The 14999-nt window shown below is 73.2% G+C and carries 12 protein-coding genes; 4 read left to right on the top strand and 8 right to left on the bottom strand.

Features of this window, described 5'->3' with window-relative positions:
- Positions 1 to 222 precede the first annotated feature (222 nt).
- On the bottom strand, positions 223 to 849 hold the full coding sequence (locus SCAB_RS34360) for an NUDIX domain-containing protein (RefSeq protein ID WP_037723728.1): 627 nt from the start codon (positions 847 to 849) through the stop codon (positions 223 to 225).
- Between the two features lie 98 nt (positions 850 to 947).
- Entirely contained in the window at positions 948 to 2606 is a 1659-nt protein-coding gene (locus tag SCAB_RS34355; RefSeq protein ID WP_005484920.1) for a CTP synthase, read from the bottom strand.
- A gap of 567 nt (positions 2607 to 3173) precedes the next feature.
- Here SCAB_RS34355 and SCAB_RS34350 point away from each other — a divergent pair.
- The 3 genes from SCAB_RS34350 (at position 3174) to SCAB_RS34340 (ending at position 8277) form a co-directional block, all read left to right on the top strand.
- The gene (locus tag SCAB_RS34350; protein ID WP_013004715.1) at positions 3174 to 4976 is read left to right on the top strand and encodes a glycoside hydrolase family 15 protein; all 1803 of its coding nucleotides are present in this window, start codon (positions 3174 to 3176) and stop codon (positions 4974 to 4976) included.
- A 244-nt stretch (positions 4977 to 5220) separates the two neighbouring features.
- Positions 5221 to 6603, top strand: coding sequence for an FAD-binding oxidoreductase (locus SCAB_RS34345; protein ID WP_013004714.1), 1383 nt, complete (start codon positions 5221 to 5223; stop codon positions 6601 to 6603).
- A gap of 21 nt (positions 6604 to 6624) precedes the next feature.
- Entirely contained in the window at positions 6625 to 8277 is a 1653-nt protein-coding gene (locus SCAB_RS34340; protein ID WP_013004713.1) for a PucR family transcriptional regulator, read from the top strand.
- 20 nt (positions 8278 to 8297) lie between these two features.
- On the opposite strand, the gene SCAB_RS34335 is transcribed toward SCAB_RS34340, so the two are convergent.
- The 5 genes from SCAB_RS34335 to SCAB_RS34315 all read right to left on the bottom strand — a co-directional run bounded on the left by SCAB_RS34335 (position 8298) and on the right by SCAB_RS34315 (position 13674).
- Positions 8298 to 9434 carry a glycosyltransferase family 4 protein gene (locus SCAB_RS34335; RefSeq protein WP_041671150.1) on the bottom strand — a complete coding sequence of 379 codons (1137 nt, stop codon included), beginning with the start codon at positions 9432 to 9434 and terminating at the stop codon, positions 8298 to 8300.
- Between the two features lie 334 nt (positions 9435 to 9768).
- Entirely contained in the window at positions 9769 to 11511 is a 1743-nt protein-coding gene (recN, locus tag SCAB_RS34330; protein ID WP_173402932.1) for a DNA repair protein RecN, read from the bottom strand.
- 111 nt (positions 11512 to 11622) lie between these two features.
- The gene (locus tag SCAB_RS34325; RefSeq protein ID WP_013004710.1) at positions 11623 to 12528 is read right to left on the bottom strand and encodes an NAD kinase; all 906 of its coding nucleotides are present in this window, start codon (positions 12526 to 12528) and stop codon (positions 11623 to 11625) included.
- On the bottom strand, positions 12525 to 13340 hold the full coding sequence (locus SCAB_RS34320; protein WP_013004709.1) for a TlyA family RNA methyltransferase: 816 nt from the start codon (positions 13338 to 13340) through the stop codon (positions 12525 to 12527). Before SCAB_RS34320 ends, SCAB_RS34325 begins: the two co-directional genes overlap by 4 nt.
- Positions 13341 to 13347: 7 nt before the next feature.
- Positions 13348 to 13674 (bottom strand): hypothetical protein, encoded by a 327-nt coding sequence (locus tag SCAB_RS34315; RefSeq protein ID WP_173402931.1) that lies wholly within the window; start codon positions 13672 to 13674, stop codon positions 13348 to 13350.
- Between the two features lie 42 nt (positions 13675 to 13716).
- On the opposite strand from SCAB_RS34315, the gene SCAB_RS34310 reads away from it, so the two are divergent.
- Complete coding sequence (locus SCAB_RS34310; protein WP_013004707.1) at positions 13717 to 14064, top strand: SCP2 sterol-binding domain-containing protein; 348 nt, start codon at positions 13717 to 13719, stop codon at positions 14062 to 14064.
- On the opposite strand, the gene SCAB_RS34305 is transcribed toward SCAB_RS34310, so the two are convergent.
- Positions 14048 to 14968, bottom strand: a complete 921-nt coding sequence (locus tag SCAB_RS34305) for an ABC transporter ATP-binding protein (protein WP_046773563.1) — start codon at positions 14966 to 14968, stop codon at positions 14048 to 14050. The two genes, SCAB_RS34310 and SCAB_RS34305, sit on opposite strands and share 17 nt — an antisense overlap.
- Positions 14969 to 14999 lie beyond the last annotated feature (31 nt).

Below are 14999 nucleotides of genomic sequence, written 5' to 3'. Positions count from 1 at the left end.
CGAGCAAGCCCGCCGGGACTCCGGTGCGGGCGATTCCCGAGCCTAGTTCACGCTCTGCGACGATCCGGGCGGAGCCGGGCGGTGAGGTCGCTCGATCGGATCAGCAGATCGTACGACCGGCATCGTCGGGGTGCCGTGAAGACGTCCGTGCCCCGCAACGGGCGCGGGGGACTGCGCGACCGGCCGCAGCGCGCCCGCGGCTCGCTCCGACCCCGGGCACTCCTAGATCTCGAACGGCCGCGCGGGCCACGGCGCCTCGGCCGGCCGCAGCGACTCCACCCCGCCCTCGCCGCGCGCCGCCACCAGCGACAGCACGCCCACCACCAGGCAGTTGTTGTGCAGCTCCCCCGCGAGCACCCCCCGCACCAGCTCGTCCAGCGGCACCCGGGCCAGCTCCATGTCGGCCTCCTCGTCCTCCACCTCGAACTTCCGGCCCTCGGCCTCGGAGAGGTCCCGGGCCAGGAAGATCCGCACGGCCTCGTCGCAGCCGCCGGGCGTGGTGTAGACGTCGGTGAGGACCCGCCACTCCTCCGCCTTGACGTGCGCCTCCTCGTACAGCTCGCGCTGGGCGGCGTGCAGCGGGTTCTCCCCCGGCACGTCGAGCAGCCCCGCCGGGATCTCCCACAGCTTCTCGCGGACGGGGTGGCGGTACTGGCGGATGACCAGCACCCGGTCCTGGTCGTCCACGGCGAGGACGGCCACGGACCCGGGGTGCACCTGGTAGTCGCGGCGGACGACCGATCCGTCGGGCATGACCACGTCGTCGGTGCGGACGGAGGTCTTCTTGCCGACGAACGGCGTCTGGCTCGCCCGGACCTCCCACTGCTCGGCGATGTCCTTGATCGTCATGTCGCGTCGTCCTCCCACACGTGCAAAAAGAAACCGGGGCGCACGTCCCGAAGGACGCGCACCCCGGTCACCGTACAGCTCGGGCGCCGCTCGGCTTTCTACTTGCCGGTCTTGCGCTCCACGGCCGCCTTGACCAGCCCCGCGAACAGCGGGTGCGGGCGGGTGGGACGGGAGCGCAGCTCGGGGTGCGCCTGGGTCGCGACCAGGTACGGGTGGACCTCGCGCGGGTACTCGACGTACTCGACGAGCTTGCCGTCGGGCGAGGTTCCGGTGAACTGCAGACCGGCCTTCTTCTCCAGTTCCCCGCGGTAGGCGTTGTTCACCTCGTAGCGGTGGCGGTGGCGCTCCTCGACGTACTCCTTGCCGTCGTACACCTCGCGCACGATCGAGCCCTCGGCCAGCTTGGCCGGGTACATGCCGAGCCGCATGGTGCCGCCCATGTCGCCCTCACCGGCGACGATGTCGAGCTGCTCGGCCATGGTGGAGATGACCGGGTGGGCGGTGGCGGAGTCGAACTCGGTGGAGTTGGCGTCCGGGATGTCGGCCAGGTTGCGCGCGGCCTCGATCACGATGCACTGCAGGCCGAGGCAGAGACCGAGGAGGGGGATCCGGTTCTCGCGGGCGTACCGGATCGCGCCGACCTTGCCGGACACGCCCCGGTCGCCGAACCCGCCGGGGATGCAGATGGCGTCGACGTCGGCGAGCTGGGCCGCGGCGCCGGCCGGGGTCCGGCAGTCGTCCGAGGTGACCCACTTGATCTTCACGCGGGCCTTGTTGGCGAAGCCGCCCGCGCGCAGGGCCTCGGTGACGGAGAGGTAGGCGTCGGGCAGGTCGATGTACTTGCCGACCAGCGCCAGGTTGATCTCGTGGAGCGGGTTGTGGACGCGGTCGAGCAGGTCGTCCCAGGTCGTCCAGTCCACGTCACGGAACGGCAGGTCCAGCTTGCGGACCACATAGGCGTCCAGGCCCTCGCGGTGCACGGTCTTCGGGATGTCGTAGATCGAGCGGGCGTCCGGGCACGCGACCACGGCGTCCTCGTCGACGTCGCACATCAGGGAGATCTTGCGCTTGATCGCGGCGGGCACCTCGCGGTCGCAGCGCAGCACGATCGCGTCCGGCTGGATACCGATGTTGCGCAGCGCCGCGACCGAGTGCTGGGTCGGCTTCGTCTTCAGCTCTCCCGACGGCCCGATGTACGGCAGGAGCGAGATGTGGACGACGAAGACGTTGTCCCGGCCGACCTCGTGCCGGACCTGCCGGACGGTCTCCAGGAACGGCAGCGACTCGATGTCGCCGACCGTGCCGCCGACCTCGGTGATGACGACGTCGACCTCGTCGGAGGCCATGCGCCGGATGCGGTGCTTGATCTCGTTGGTGATGTGCGGGATGACCTGGACGGTGTCGCCGAGGTACTCGCCGCGCCGTTCCTTGGCGATGACCGTGTTGTAGACCTGGCCGGTGGTGACGTTGGCCGAGCCGTCCAGGTCACGGTCGAGGAAGCGCTCGTAGTGGCCGATGTCCAGGTCGGTCTCGGCGCCGTCGTTGGTGACGAACACCTCACCGTGCTGGAAGGGGTTCATCGTGCCCGGGTCGACGTTCAGGTAGGGGTCGAGCTTCTGCATGACCACGCGCAGACCCCGGGCCTTGAGCAGCATGCCGAGGCTGGAGGCGGTCAGCCCCTTGCCCAGCGAGGAGGCGACACCCCCGGTGACGAAGATGTGCTTGGTCGTCGTGTTTCGAAAAGCAGCGGGCGGCATGGCCAAGAGGGGGCTCCCGTGGTCGCGGTTCGGTGTGCGGGTCGGCCGCCGCCCGAACTCATCCGTCGGGGGTGCCTTCGCTGCGGTTCGGGGGTCCCTGCTTGCGTCGGGGCGCCCACCGGTCCACGGGCTACCAGGGTATCAGCGACACGACACGATCGCTTCCGGCCACGCTCCGCGCACGGGCCGACACGGACCTCGTACGACAGTCGGCGGATCTTCGCCGATCTTCACCAGGGGCTCACCCGTTCGGCCCACTCGTGTTGCCGGGAGCGGGACGCGCAGCCCTCCGCTGCGTCGTATCCTCTTCGGACACTCGCTGCCGAGCGCGGCCGGCGCGACGGCACCACCCCCGCCCGTCTCCGGCAATCATGAGAGCTCGTCAGTCCGTTGAGCAACGACCGCCTCATTTGCGTTGAGGATCGTTGAGCGACATCGCATGACACCGTCCCTTGGATCACTCTGGAAACATGGTTCCTTTGCCGATCCCATGGGTCCCCTGACCGCACACCGCACAGCGACCGCCCCTCGGGGGGCGACGACGTGGCCGTTCGACTGGAGTTGCACGTGGCCGGGCGCATCGAAGACTACGCACTCATCGGAGACATGCAGACAGCGGCGCTGGTCTGCCGGGACGGCACGGTCGACTGGCTGTGCCTGCCCCGCTTCGACTCCCACGCCGTCTTCGCGGGACTGCTCGGCACCGAGGAACACGGATTCTGGAGACTGGGACCCGCGCACGCCGCGGACGCCGAGCCGCCGACGGCCTCCCGCCGCCGGTACCGCGGCGACTCGCTGATCCTGGAATCCGAGTGGGACACCCCGCGCGGCACGGTCCGTGTGACGGACTTCATGCCGCCGCGCGACGGCGCCCCCCAGCTGATCCGGATCGTGGAGGGCGTCAGCGGCCGGGTGCCGATGCGCTCGGCCCTGCGCATGCGTTTCTCGTACGGCCGGGTGGTGCCCTGGGTGCACAAGCACGAGGGGCGCACGGTGGCCGTGGCCGGGCCGGACTCGGTGTGGTTCGACACCGAGTGCGAGACGTACGGCAAGGCGCTGACCACCTACGCCGACTTCACGGTCACGCCCGGCGACCGGATCGCGTTCACGATCTCCTGGGAGCCCTCGCACAAGCAGCCCCCGGCGCTGCCGGAGCCCGAGCCCTCGCTGCGGGCCACGGAGGAGTTCTGGCGCGACTGGGTGGACCAGTGCACGTACCACGGCCCCTACCGTGAGGCGGTGGTCCGCTCCCTGATCACGCTGAAGGCCCTGACGTACGCGCCCACCGGCGGCATCGTCGCCGCGCCGACCACCTCGCTCCCGGAGCACATCGGCGGCGTCCGCAACTGGGACTACCGCTACACCTGGCTGCGGGACGCGGCCATCACCCTCTCCTCGCTGCTGCGCACCGGCTACCGCGACGAGGCGCGCGCCTGGCGCGAGTGGCTGCTGCGGGCCGTCGCCGGCGACCCGGAGAACCTGCAGATCATGTACGGCATCGCCGGTGAGCGGGAGCTGGGCGAGGCCGAGCTGGAGTGGCTGCCCGGCTACGAGAACTCCGCGCCGGTCCGGGTCGGCAACGGCGCCGCGCACCAGCTCCAGCTGGACGTGTACGGCGAGGTCACCGAGGCCCTGCACCTGGCCCACATGACGGGCCTGGCCCGCAACGACTACGCCTCCCTGCTCCAGCTGAAGCTGATCCGCTACCTGGAGGACCACTGGGACGAGCCGGACGAGGGCATCTGGGAGGTGCGCGGCCCGCGCCGCCACTTCGTGCACTCCAAGGTCATGGCCTGGGTGGCGGTGGACCGCACGATCAAGCTCATCGAGTCCGGGGACGCGGACGGCCCGCTGGAGAAGTGGCGCGAGCTGCGCGACGACATCCACCGGGACGTGTGCGAGAAGGGGTACGACAAGGAGCGCAACACCTTCACCCAGTCGTACGGCTCCAAGGAGCTGGACGCCTCGCTGCTCCTCATCCCCCAGATGGGGTTCCTGCCGCCGGACGACAAGCGGGTCATCGGCACCATCGAGGCGATCCAGCGCGAGCTGTCGACCCCGGACGGCTTCATCCTGCGCTACCCGACCTCCGGCGAGGAGGAGGGCGTGGACGGACTGCCGGGCGACGAGGGAGCGTTCCTCGCCTGCTCGTTCTGGATGGCCGACGACCTGGCGATGATCGGCCGCGTGGACGAGGCCCGCAAGCTCTTCGAGAAGCTGCTCTCCCTCCGCAACGACCTGGGGCTCCTCGCCGAGGAGTGGGACCCGGTCCTCAAGCGCCAGGTCGGCAACTTCCCGCAGGCGTTCAGCCACGTCCCCCTCATCGACACGGCCCTGCGGCTGACCGCCTCGGGGGCGTACGGCGGCTGAGCGCGCGCCCTCCGGTCCGGCGCGCACGGCGGCGGACCGGGGCACGGGGCGGCGGACCCGGGCGCGGGCAGGCGCGAGCGGCAACCGCTTGCGCTCACCGGTACGGGTGGCCCGCACCCCTCGCCCGTACCTCTCTCCCGTGCCCTCGCCCGCGACCCTGGCCGGTCCTCGAACAGGCCCGATCCGGCACCTCCGCCTAGCCTGGAAGGAGCCCTGTCCCCCGACCGAAAGGGGGCGGCTCGCCATGGCTCCCCTCTCGAAGGCGCGCGCGGCTCTCACCGCGCTGCGCGAGGATCTGACCGGCGACGTGTTCGCGCCGGAGGATCCGGGGTACGACGAGGCCCGCACCGTCTTCAACGCCATGATCGACCGGCGTCCGGCCGTGATCGCGCAGTGCGCGGACGACAGCGACGTCATCCGTTCCGTGCGCTTCGCCCGTGACCTGGACCTGCCGATCGCGGTGCGCGGCGGCGGTCACAGCGTGGCCGGAATGGCCCTCAACGACAACGGACTCGTCATCGACCTGCGGCGGATGCACGCCGTCACGGTCGATCCCGGCTCCCTGAGCGCCCGGGTCGAGGGCGGCGCCACGATGAGCCACCTCGACCGCGCCACCGAGCCGCACCACCTGGCGACCACCGGCGGCCGGGCGTCGACCACCGGGGTCGGCGGTTTCGTCCTCGGCGGCGGCAGCGGCTGGCTGGACCGCACCTTCGGGCTCGCCGTCGACAACCTGCTCGGCGTCGACCTGGTGACCGCCGACGGCCAGGCGGTCCACGCGAGCGCCGAGGAGAACCCGGACCTTTTCTGGGCGCTGCACGGAGGCGGCGGGAACTTCGGCGTGGCCACCGCCCTCACCCTCCGGCTCCACGAACTGCCCGCGTTCGCCGTCGCCCTGCTGCTCTTCCGCCCGGAACACGGCCCCGAGGTGATCCGCGTGTACCGCGAGGTCATCGAGACGGGACCGCGGGAGGCGAGCGGCGGTGTCCTGTACTTCACCGGCCCGCCGGAGGAGTTCGTGCCCGAGCACCTGGTGGGCGAGCTGGTCTGCGGTGTCCTGCTGACGTACGCGGGCACCGAGGACGACATGCGCAAGACCGCCCAGCCGCTGCTGGCGATGGCGCACGAGGCCGAGATCGTCGGCGCGATGCCGTACGCGGACGTGCAGTGCATGATCGACGATCCGCCCGGCATGCGGAACTACTGGTCGGCGGAGCATCTGACCGGTCTGCCGGACCCGTTGGTGGACGTGTTCGCCACCCGCGCCTGGTCGATGCCCGTACCCACCGGCACCCAGCACGTGCTCTTCCCGCTGGGCGGCGCGATCGCCGACGGCCCCGCCCAGTACCCCGTGCCGTACCGGGACGCCCCCTGGGTCGTGCATCCCTTCGGCGTCTGGGCGGACCCGGCCGACGACGAGCGGTGCATGCGGTGGGTGCGGGACGTGCGCGCGGACGTACGGCCGTGGAGCACCGGGGCGGTCTACCTCAACTTCGTCGGCGACGAGGGCGCCGACCGGGTGGTGGCCGGCGTCGGCGTCGACAACCACCGGCGGCTGACGGCGGTGAAGGCCCGGTTCGACCCCGACAACGTCTTCCGCTTCAACCACAACATCCCGCCGGCCTGAGGACCGGGTACCGTCCGCTGCATGGACACCCGTGACAGCCGCGCACCAGGTGACGGCCGCGAGGCCCAGGGCGGTATCACCGTGCGGCGGGCCCTGGAGCTGCCCGGGCTGCGCGGCGGGCTGCCGGAGGTCCTGGCCGGTGCCGACCGGCTGCACCGGACCGTGCGCTGGGTGCACGCGGGCGAGGTCCCGAACATCGCCTCGCTCCTCAAGGGCGGCGAGCTGCTGCTGACCACCGGCTACGGGCTCGGCACCCGCCCCGCCGATCAGCGCGCGTTCGTGCGGACCCTCGCCGAGCGCGGCATCTCGGCCCTGGTCGTCGAACTGGGCCCGCGCTTCGCCCGGTTGCCGGCGGCCCTGGTCGAGACGGCGCGCTCGGCCGGGCTCCCCCTCGTCCAGCTGCACCGCGAGGTGGCGTTCGTGACGGTCACCGAGGAGATCCACACCGAGATCGTCAACGGCCACTACGCGCTCCTGCAGCAGGCCGAGGAGGTGCACCGCCGCTGCACCGAGGCGCTGCTCGGCGGGGGCGGGATCCCCCAGGTCCTCGACATCCTGGCCGACTTCAGCGGCAACCCGGTGTTCCTGGAGACCGCCGACGGACAGCTCCTGTACGCCGCCGGGGCGGGCCCGGCGGACACCGATCCGCTCCAGGTGTGGGAGGGGGTGCGCGACCGGCACCAGGACGCGCCCCCGGCCGGGACGACCCTCGTCGACGTCCCGGGCGGCGGTCCGGGCACCGGCTCGGTACGGGCCCGCCTGGTCCTGCTGCCCGTCGTCGGCCCCCTGGCGCCCGTGCACCGGATGGCCGCCGAGCGCGCGGCCGGGGTCCTCGCCGTGGTCCTGATGCAGGCCCGCCAGGAGGAGGAACTGGCGGCGCGCGGACGGGGCGACTTCCTCACCGACCTCGCCGAGGGCCGCGTCCGGGCCGAGGACGCGCCGGCGCAGGCCCGCGTCCTGGGCTTCCGGCCGGGTGCGGGCCCGCTGCTCCCCGTGGTCATGAAGCTCGCCGACGGGCTCGCCCCCGACGGGGGCGGCTGGGCCGTCCTCGCCCGCGCGGTGGCCGAGGAGCTGGCCTCGGTGGGCGCACCCCTCCTGCTCGGCGTACGCCCGGTGGAAGGCCGTGTACCGCTGCTGCTGGGACTGCGCGCGGAGGCGGAGCGCCCGGCGGTCGCCGAGCGGGCCGCGGCGGCCCTGCGGGCCGGGGCGGAGCGGGCCGGGATGCGGCGGCCGGGCGGGCGGCCGCCCGTGGTGGTCGTGGGCGTGCCCGGGGGCTGGGCGGCCGCCTCGGCGGGGCTGCGGCACGCGGCGGAGACGGCGACGGCCGCGCAGGGCCTGGCCGACCGCCCCTGGTACGACGCCCGGCGCCTCGACATCGACCTGCTGCTGTGGCGGCTGCGCGACCACCCCGACCTGGCCGCGTTCGTGGACCGCGCGATCGGCCCCCTGCGCGAGCACGACGACCGGGCCAAGCCTCCGCTGCTGCCCACCCTGGAGACGTATCTCGCGCACGCGGGCCGCAAGGCGGAGACGGCCCGCGAGCTGCATCTCAACCGCCAGACCCTCTACAACCGCCTCGCCCGCATCGGCGAACTGCTCGGCACCGACCTGGACGACCCCCAGGCCGTCCTGGCCCTGAGCCTGGCCCTGCGGGCCCGCCGGCACGTCTCCTGAGACGTGCCGGGGGCCGGGGGTCAGCCGAGGGGCCGCGGCCGGGTCAGCTCGTCGTAGACGCTGAGCACCTGGGCCACCGTGTCGTCCTCGGTCGGCCAGGTGGCGGCCTGCCGCGTGCCCCGCTCCCGCAGCCGCGCGCAGCGGACAGGGTCGTCGAGAAGACGGACGACGGCCCGGGCGAGCGCCCCGGCGTCGCCGTGGGGGACGAGTTCGGCGCCGTCGCCGACCAGGTCGGTCACCGCTCCGACGGCGGTCGCGACGAGCGGCACGCGCGCGTGCAGCGCCTCCTGCGCGAGGGCGGGGCGGGCCTCGGGGCCGCCGGGCAGCACCGCGAGGTCGGCGGCCTCGATCAGCTCGGGGACGTCGTCGCGCCGCCCGGCCAGCCGTACGGGCAGTTCCTCCTGCGTGATACGGCGCTGCAGCACGCTCCGCAGTGGTCCCTCGCCCACGACGACGAGCAGCGGTGCCGGGTCGAGGGCGCGCCAGTCGCGGGCGGCGTCGAGCAGGGTCTCGTAGCCCCGGTGGCGTTCGAGCGCGCCGACGGCGATCAGCAACGGACGTGCCGTGGCACCCAGTTCGGCCCGGACCTTGCTGGCGGGACGGTCCGGGTCCTCGCCGGCGGCGGCCCGGCGCGGTGCGGGCAGGGCGACCGCGGCGAGCCGGGCGTCGCGTGCGCCCCGGCTGCGGGCCCGGTCGACCAGGTCGGAGGAGGTGCCGAGGACCACGGCGGCGGCCTTCGCGACCCGGCGCTCCAGCAGCCGCAGCAGATGCGCCCGCGCCCCCTCGGCGTGCGCACGCGTGTGCCAGGTGACGACGAGCGGGGTGGTGCGCCGGCCGAGCGCGAGGGTGGCGCGGAAACCGGCGTGCAGGCCGTGCGCGTGCACCAGATCGGCGTCGGCGCAGGCGTTGCGCAGATGGGTGATGGAGGCGGGGTCGCTGCTGCGGGGCACGTGGACGTGGTGGGCGCCGACGCCGGTGAAGTCGTACAGCCCGTCGGCCTCGCCGGGGGCGCACACGGTGACCCGCACGCCCCGGGCGACCAGCCCCGAGGTCAGCGACCGCACATGCGCGCTGCTCATCGCGCTGCCACCGCCGAGCACTTGTACGGTTCGCAGCGGCGACTGGCCGTGCGGTGAGTGGCTGCTCACGTGGCTCACGTGGCCGGGGCTCCTGGCTCGGGGTCGGACGGTCACGAAGAGACGTACGAGGGATGCACCGGTGGGGGTGAACCGTTCGAGGCCCTTCCGCACGGTCCACGCGGCACGTCCCGCTACGTCGCTCCTGTCCAAGGATGCCAGGCCGCAAGGGTGTTCCGGCACAACGGGACGCGGCGGGAACCGGAGCGGCGGGCAACCCCGGACCCAGGGTCACCCACACGAGTGAACTCCCGTACGGGGTTGCCCCTCCGCGCCACTCCCGCCCCGCTCCTGCCCGCCGTGTCCACCGCCCTGTTCGCCGAGGGCCGACGAAGCGGCGGCCGGGAACCCGCTCCTAGGCGTCCGCGCGGGCCGCCGCGAGCAGCTCCTCCGCGTGCGCCCGTGCCGTCTGGGAGTCCTCCAGACCGGCGAGCATGCGCGACAGCTCCCGCACCCGCTCCTCGCCCTCCAGGACCTTCACCCCGGACCGGGTCACGGACCCGTCGTTCGTCTTCTCCACCAGCAACTGCCGGTCGGCGAAGGCGGCCACCTGCGGCAGATGCGTGACGACCACGACCTGCGCCGACCGGGCGAGCCGGGCCAGCCGCCGGCCGATCTCGACGGCGGCCTTGCCGCCGACACCGGCGTCGACCTCGTCGAAGAGATAGGTCGGCACGGGGTCGGTCCCCGCGAAGACCACCTCGACGGCCAGCATCACCCGCGACAGCTCACCGCCGGACGCGCCCTTGGCGATGGGCCGGGGCGGCGCCCCCGGATGCGGCGCGAGCAGCAGTTCGACCTCGTCCACCCCGGACGGCCCGTACGCGACCGTACGCCCGCCCACCTCGACGCCCTCGGCATCGTCGCTCTGCCGGATCTCGAACGACACGCGCGCGTGCGGCATGGCCAGCGAGGCCAGCTCCGCCGTCACGGCGGCGGCGAACCGCTCGGCGGCCTCCGTCCGCGCGTCGGTCAGCGCCTGCGCGAGTCCGCCCAGCTCCGCCCGCAGCGCGTCCCGCTCGGCGGTCAGCTCCTCGATCCGCTCGTCGTCGCCGTCGAGTTCGGTGAGCCGCCGGGCGCCTTCCGCGGCCCACGCCAGCACGGAGGTGATGTCCTGCCCGTACTTCCGCGTCAGCGCGGTGAGCGCGGCCCGCCGCTCCTCCACGGCGGCCAGCCGCAGCGGGTCGGCGTCCAGGTCGTCGGCGTACCCCGCCAGCTCCCCCGCCACATCGCCCAGGAGGATCCCGATCTCCCCGATGCGCTCGGCGAGTGCCGCGAGCGCCGGGTCGTGCGACCGCACGGCCTCCAGCGCCCGGTGCGCGCCCGCGACGAGCGTGGCGGCCTCCACGCCCTCCGGGTCCTCGGGGTTGCCCGCGAGCGCGGCGTGCGCGGCCGTCGCGGCGGAGGCCAGCGCCTCCGCGTGCCCGAGCCGCTCGGCCTCCTCGGCCAGCTCCACGTCCTCACCGGCCCGCGGCTCGACCCCCGCGATCTCGTCGAGGCCGTACCGCAGCATGTCGGCCTCCTGGGCCCGCTCGCGCGCCCGGGTGACGATCTCGTCGAGTTCGCCGGCCACGGCCCGCAGCCGCCGGTAGGCCTCGCCGTACTTGGTCAGCGGCACGGCCACCGCGTCCCCGGCGTACCGGTCGAGCGCCGCCCGCTGCCGGGACTGCTTCAGCAGCCCCTGCTGGTCGGTCTGCCCGTGCACGGCGACCAGTTCGTCGGCCAGCTCGGCGAGCACGCCCACCGGCACCGAACGCCCGCCCAGGTGGGCCCGCGACCGTCCCTCGGCGGAGACGGTACGGCTGATCAACAGCGCCCCGTCGTCGAGTTCGGCCCCGGCCTCCTCGGCCCGGACGACCGCCGCCGCGCCCTCGGGCACGGCGATCCGGCCCTCGACGACGGCGTTCTTCGCACCGATCCGCACGAGCGCCGGGTCCGCCCGCCCGCCGAGCAGCAGGCCGAGGCTGGTGACCACCATGGTCTTGCCCGCGCCCGTCTCACCCGTCACGGCGGTGAAGCCGGGCGACAACTCGACGACAGCGTCGTCGATGACTCCGAGCGACCGTATCCGCATCTCCTCCAACACGGACACGACCATACGAGGTCCGGAGAGGGAAGTGCGACGCCCCCCGTCCCCAATGTCACTCCGGAGAGCTACAGCGCGCCGTTCCGGGGACACGGGGCCGCCCCGGCAGGCGGCCCCGCCGGGCTACTGCCGCGCCCCCCGCCACCCGGAGACGGGCAGCGCGAACTTGGCCACCAGCCGGTCCGTGAACGACGCGTGGTGCAGCCGAGCCAGCCGCACCGGCACCGCTCCCCGCCGCACCTCCACCCGCGCCCCCGGCGGCAGTTCGACGGTCCGCCGCCCGTCGCACCACAGCACTCCCGGCGGAACGTGCGGCAGGACCTCGACCGCCAGCACCGAGTTCGGCGAGGTCACCAGCGGCTTGGCGAACAGCGCGTGCGCGGAGATCGGCACCATCAGCAGCGCCTCGACCTCCGGCCACACCACGGGCCCGCCCGCCGAGAACGCGTACGCCGTGGACCCGGTCGGCGTCGACAGGACGATCCCGTCGCACCCGAACCCGGTCACCGGGCGGCCGTCGATCTCCAGGACGACTTCCAGCAGCTTCTCGGCGCCGGCCTTCTGCACGGCCGCCTCGTTGAGCGCCCAGTCCGTGTGGACGATGTCCCCGTTCCGGTGAACGACGACATCGACGGTCATGCGCTCCTCGACCTCGTACGCCCGGGTCACCACCCGGTCGACGACCTTGTCCAGGTCGTCCCGCTCGGCCTCCGCGAGGAAGCCGACGCTGCCGAGGTTGACGCCGAGCATCGGCACCCCGGACGCGCGGGCGAACTCGGCGCCGCGCAGCAGCGTGCCGTCACCGCCGAGGACGATCAGCAGCTCGCACCCGTCGAGGCACTGCGGGGTGGCCTCCTTGACGAGTTCCACCTCCTCCGGCACGGGGATGTCCTCGGCCTCGTGCTCCAGGACCCGCACCGTGATGCCGTGGTGCAGCAGCCCCTTGACGACGAGTTCGGCACTGCGGATCGCCGCCGGCCGCCCCGTGTGGGTGAGCAGGAAAACGGTTCGCGATCGGTCCTGAGTCAACGCGGCCCCTCCGCCACTGCTCGGTCGACGTCGGCCGGGTCCAGCGCGGGAGCCCCGGCACGCAGCCACAGAAAATACTCGACATTGCCCGAGGGCCCGGGCAGCGGACTGGCCGTCACACCCTTCACCCCGAGCCCCAGCTCCCCCGCCCGGCGGGCCACCCCGCGCACCGCTTCGGCGCGCAGCTCCGGACTCCGTACGACTCCCCCACTGCCCAGCCGCTCCTTGCCCACCTCGAACTGCGGCTTGACCATCATCACCAGGTCGGCGTCCGGCTTCACGCACCGCACCAGCGCGGGCAGTACCAGGCCGAGCGGGATGAAGGACAGATCCCCCACGACTAGATCCACAGGCTCCCCATCGATCGCTTCGAGCGTCAACTCGCGTACGTTCGTACGGTCCTTGACGGTGACGCGTTCATCGCTGCGCAGAGTCCAGGCGAGTTGTCCGTATCCGACGTCCACGGCGACGACGTGCGCGGCTCCGGCGCGCAGCAGGACGTCGGTGAAGCCGCCGGTGGAGGCCCCGGCGTCCAGCGCCCGCCGCCCCTCGACCGCGAGGCCCTGCGGGACGAAGACCGCCAGGGCGCCCGCGAGCTTGTGCCCGCCCCGGGACACGTACTCCGGGTCGCCGTCGTCGGCCGTGACCACGATCGCGGCGGCGGTCTCCACCTGGGTGGCGGACTTGGTCGCGACGGTCCTGCCGACGGTGACCCGCCCGGCGGCGATCAGCTGGCTCGCGTGCTCGCGCGAGCGCGCGAGCTTGCGCCGGACCAGTTCGGCGTCCAGACGGCGGCGTGCGACTCCTGCCACGGTGGGTTCAGCTCCTGCTCTCGTAAGTCCGCGGGGGCACCGGTGGTCCCGGGCGGGCGTCGAGCGCGGTGAGCGCGTCGCGCAGCCCCCGGTGTACATCCTCGTACACCTCCCCGTGGCCGTCGGTCGCCAGGTGGTCGGCGTCGGCCAGCCGCTCCAGGGCGGTGTCGACCTCGGGGTGGCCGGTGGGCGTGCGGGGCACGTTCAGCGGAGCCGGGCCGGCGGGGTCGTCCTCGGGTTCGGCGACCGGGGGCTCCGGCCGGGGGACGACCGTGCCCGCCGCCGGAACCGCTGCTTCCGACCCGGCCTCGACCTCGGGCAAAGAGTCGCTCATAGCCAGACGCTACCGCGAAGCTCTGGGGTACCGTCGACCGCGATGGCAACGATTGAGGAGTGCCGCGCCGCACTCGAAAAGCTTTCGGACAACATGGCAGGCGCCCAGGGACACGTGGGCGAGGCGACGGCCCTCGACCGCTCGGTGAGCTGCCACGTCAAGGATCTCGACGTCACCTTCGTGGGCCGGATGCGCGAGGGACGCATCGAGGTGCACGACACCCTGCAGGGCCCGCCGGCCGAGAAGGCCCAGATCCGGCTCGCCATGACGGGCGACGACCTGGTGGCCCTCGTCGCCGGCGAGCTGAACTTCGCCAAGGCATGGGGTTCGGGCCGGGTGAAGCTGGAGGCGGGCTTCCGGGACCTGCTCCAGCTCAGGAAGCTGCTGTAGCGGCCGCCCGCACGGTCCGCTCGGCGCCGGCCCGTGCCCCGCGTGCCGCGGGCACCACCAGCGGCGTCCCCGTCTCCGGGTCGTCGATGACCTGACAGCGCAACCCGAACACCTCCTCGACCAGCCCGGCCGTGACGATCTCGGAGGGCGCGCCCTCGGCGATCACCACGCCGTCGCGCAGGGCGATGAGGTGGGTGGCGTAGCGGGCGGCGTGGTTGAGGTCGTGCAGTACCGCGACCAGGGTGCGGCCCTGTTCCTCGTGGAGTTCGGCGCACAGGTCGAGCACGTCGATCTGGTGCTGGATGTCCAGGAAGGTGGTCGGCTCGTCGAGCAGCAGCAGCGGGGTCTGCTGGGCCAGCGCCATGGCGATCCAGACCCGCTGGCGCTGACCGCCGGACAGCTCGTCGACGTACCTGTCGGCCAGTTCGGCGACCCCGGTCGACTCCATCGACTCGCGCACGATGCGCTCGTCCTCGGCGGACCACTGCCGCAGCAGCCCCTGGTGCGGGTACCGGCCCCGGCCCACCAGATCGCCGACGGTGATCCCGTCGGGCGCGATCGACGACTGCGGCAGCAGGCCGAGCGTCCGGGCCACCTTCTTGGCGGGCATCGACTGGATGACCTGCCCGTCCAGCAGCACCCGTCCCCGGGACGGCTTCAGCATCCGCGACAGGGCCCGCAGCAGCGTGGACTTGCCGCAGGCGTTGGGGCCGACGATCACGGTGAACGAGTGGTCGGGTATCTCCACCGACAGCTGCTCGGCGATGACCCGCTGGTCGTAGGCGAGGGTGACGTTCTCGGCGGACAGACGGTTCACGGTGCTCCTCTTGTCGTTCGCGTGCGCCGGCGCGCGGTCATTCGCACGGTGGTTCGCATGCGCCGGCGCGCGGTCGTTCTCGTTCATGTCCGCCCGGCGTGCATGTCCCACCCGGCGT

Source organism: Streptomyces scabiei 87.22 (genome assembly GCF_000091305.1).
Lineage (GTDB): Bacteria > Actinomycetota > Actinomycetes > Streptomycetales > Streptomycetaceae > Streptomyces > Streptomyces scabiei.
This window is presented reverse-complemented; position numbering and strand designations above follow the sequence as displayed.

What these genes read in the sequence shown, in the direction of transcription:
- SCAB_RS34305 (WP_046773563.1), bottom strand. Translation starts at nt 14,968, where the DNA reads ATGAACGAGAACGACCGCGCGCCGGCGCATGCGAACCACCGTGCGAAT.
- SCAB_RS34315 (WP_173402931.1), bottom strand. Translation starts at nt 13,674, where the DNA reads ATGAGCGACTCTTTGCCCGAGGTCGAGGCCGGGTCGGAAGCAGCGGTT.
- recN (WP_173402932.1), bottom strand. Translation starts at nt 11,511, where the DNA reads ATGGTCGTGTCCGTGTTGGAGGAGATGCGGATACGGTCGCTCGGAGTC.
- SCAB_RS34345 (WP_013004714.1), top strand. Translation starts at nt 5,221, where the DNA reads ATGGCTCCCCTCTCGAAGGCGCGCGCGGCTCTCACCGCGCTGCGCGAG.
- SCAB_RS34360 (WP_037723728.1), bottom strand. Translation starts at nt 849, where the DNA reads ATGACGATCAAGGACATCGCCGAGCAGTGGGAGGTCCGGGCGAGCCAG.
- SCAB_RS34355 (WP_005484920.1), bottom strand. Translation starts at nt 2,606, where the DNA reads ATGCCGCCCGCTGCTTTTCGAAACACGACGACCAAGCACATCTTCGTC.
- SCAB_RS34310 (WP_013004707.1), top strand. Translation starts at nt 13,717, where the DNA reads ATGGCAACGATTGAGGAGTGCCGCGCCGCACTCGAAAAGCTTTCGGAC.
- SCAB_RS34340 (WP_013004713.1), top strand. Translation starts at nt 6,625, where the DNA reads ATGGACACCCGTGACAGCCGCGCACCAGGTGACGGCCGCGAGGCCCAG.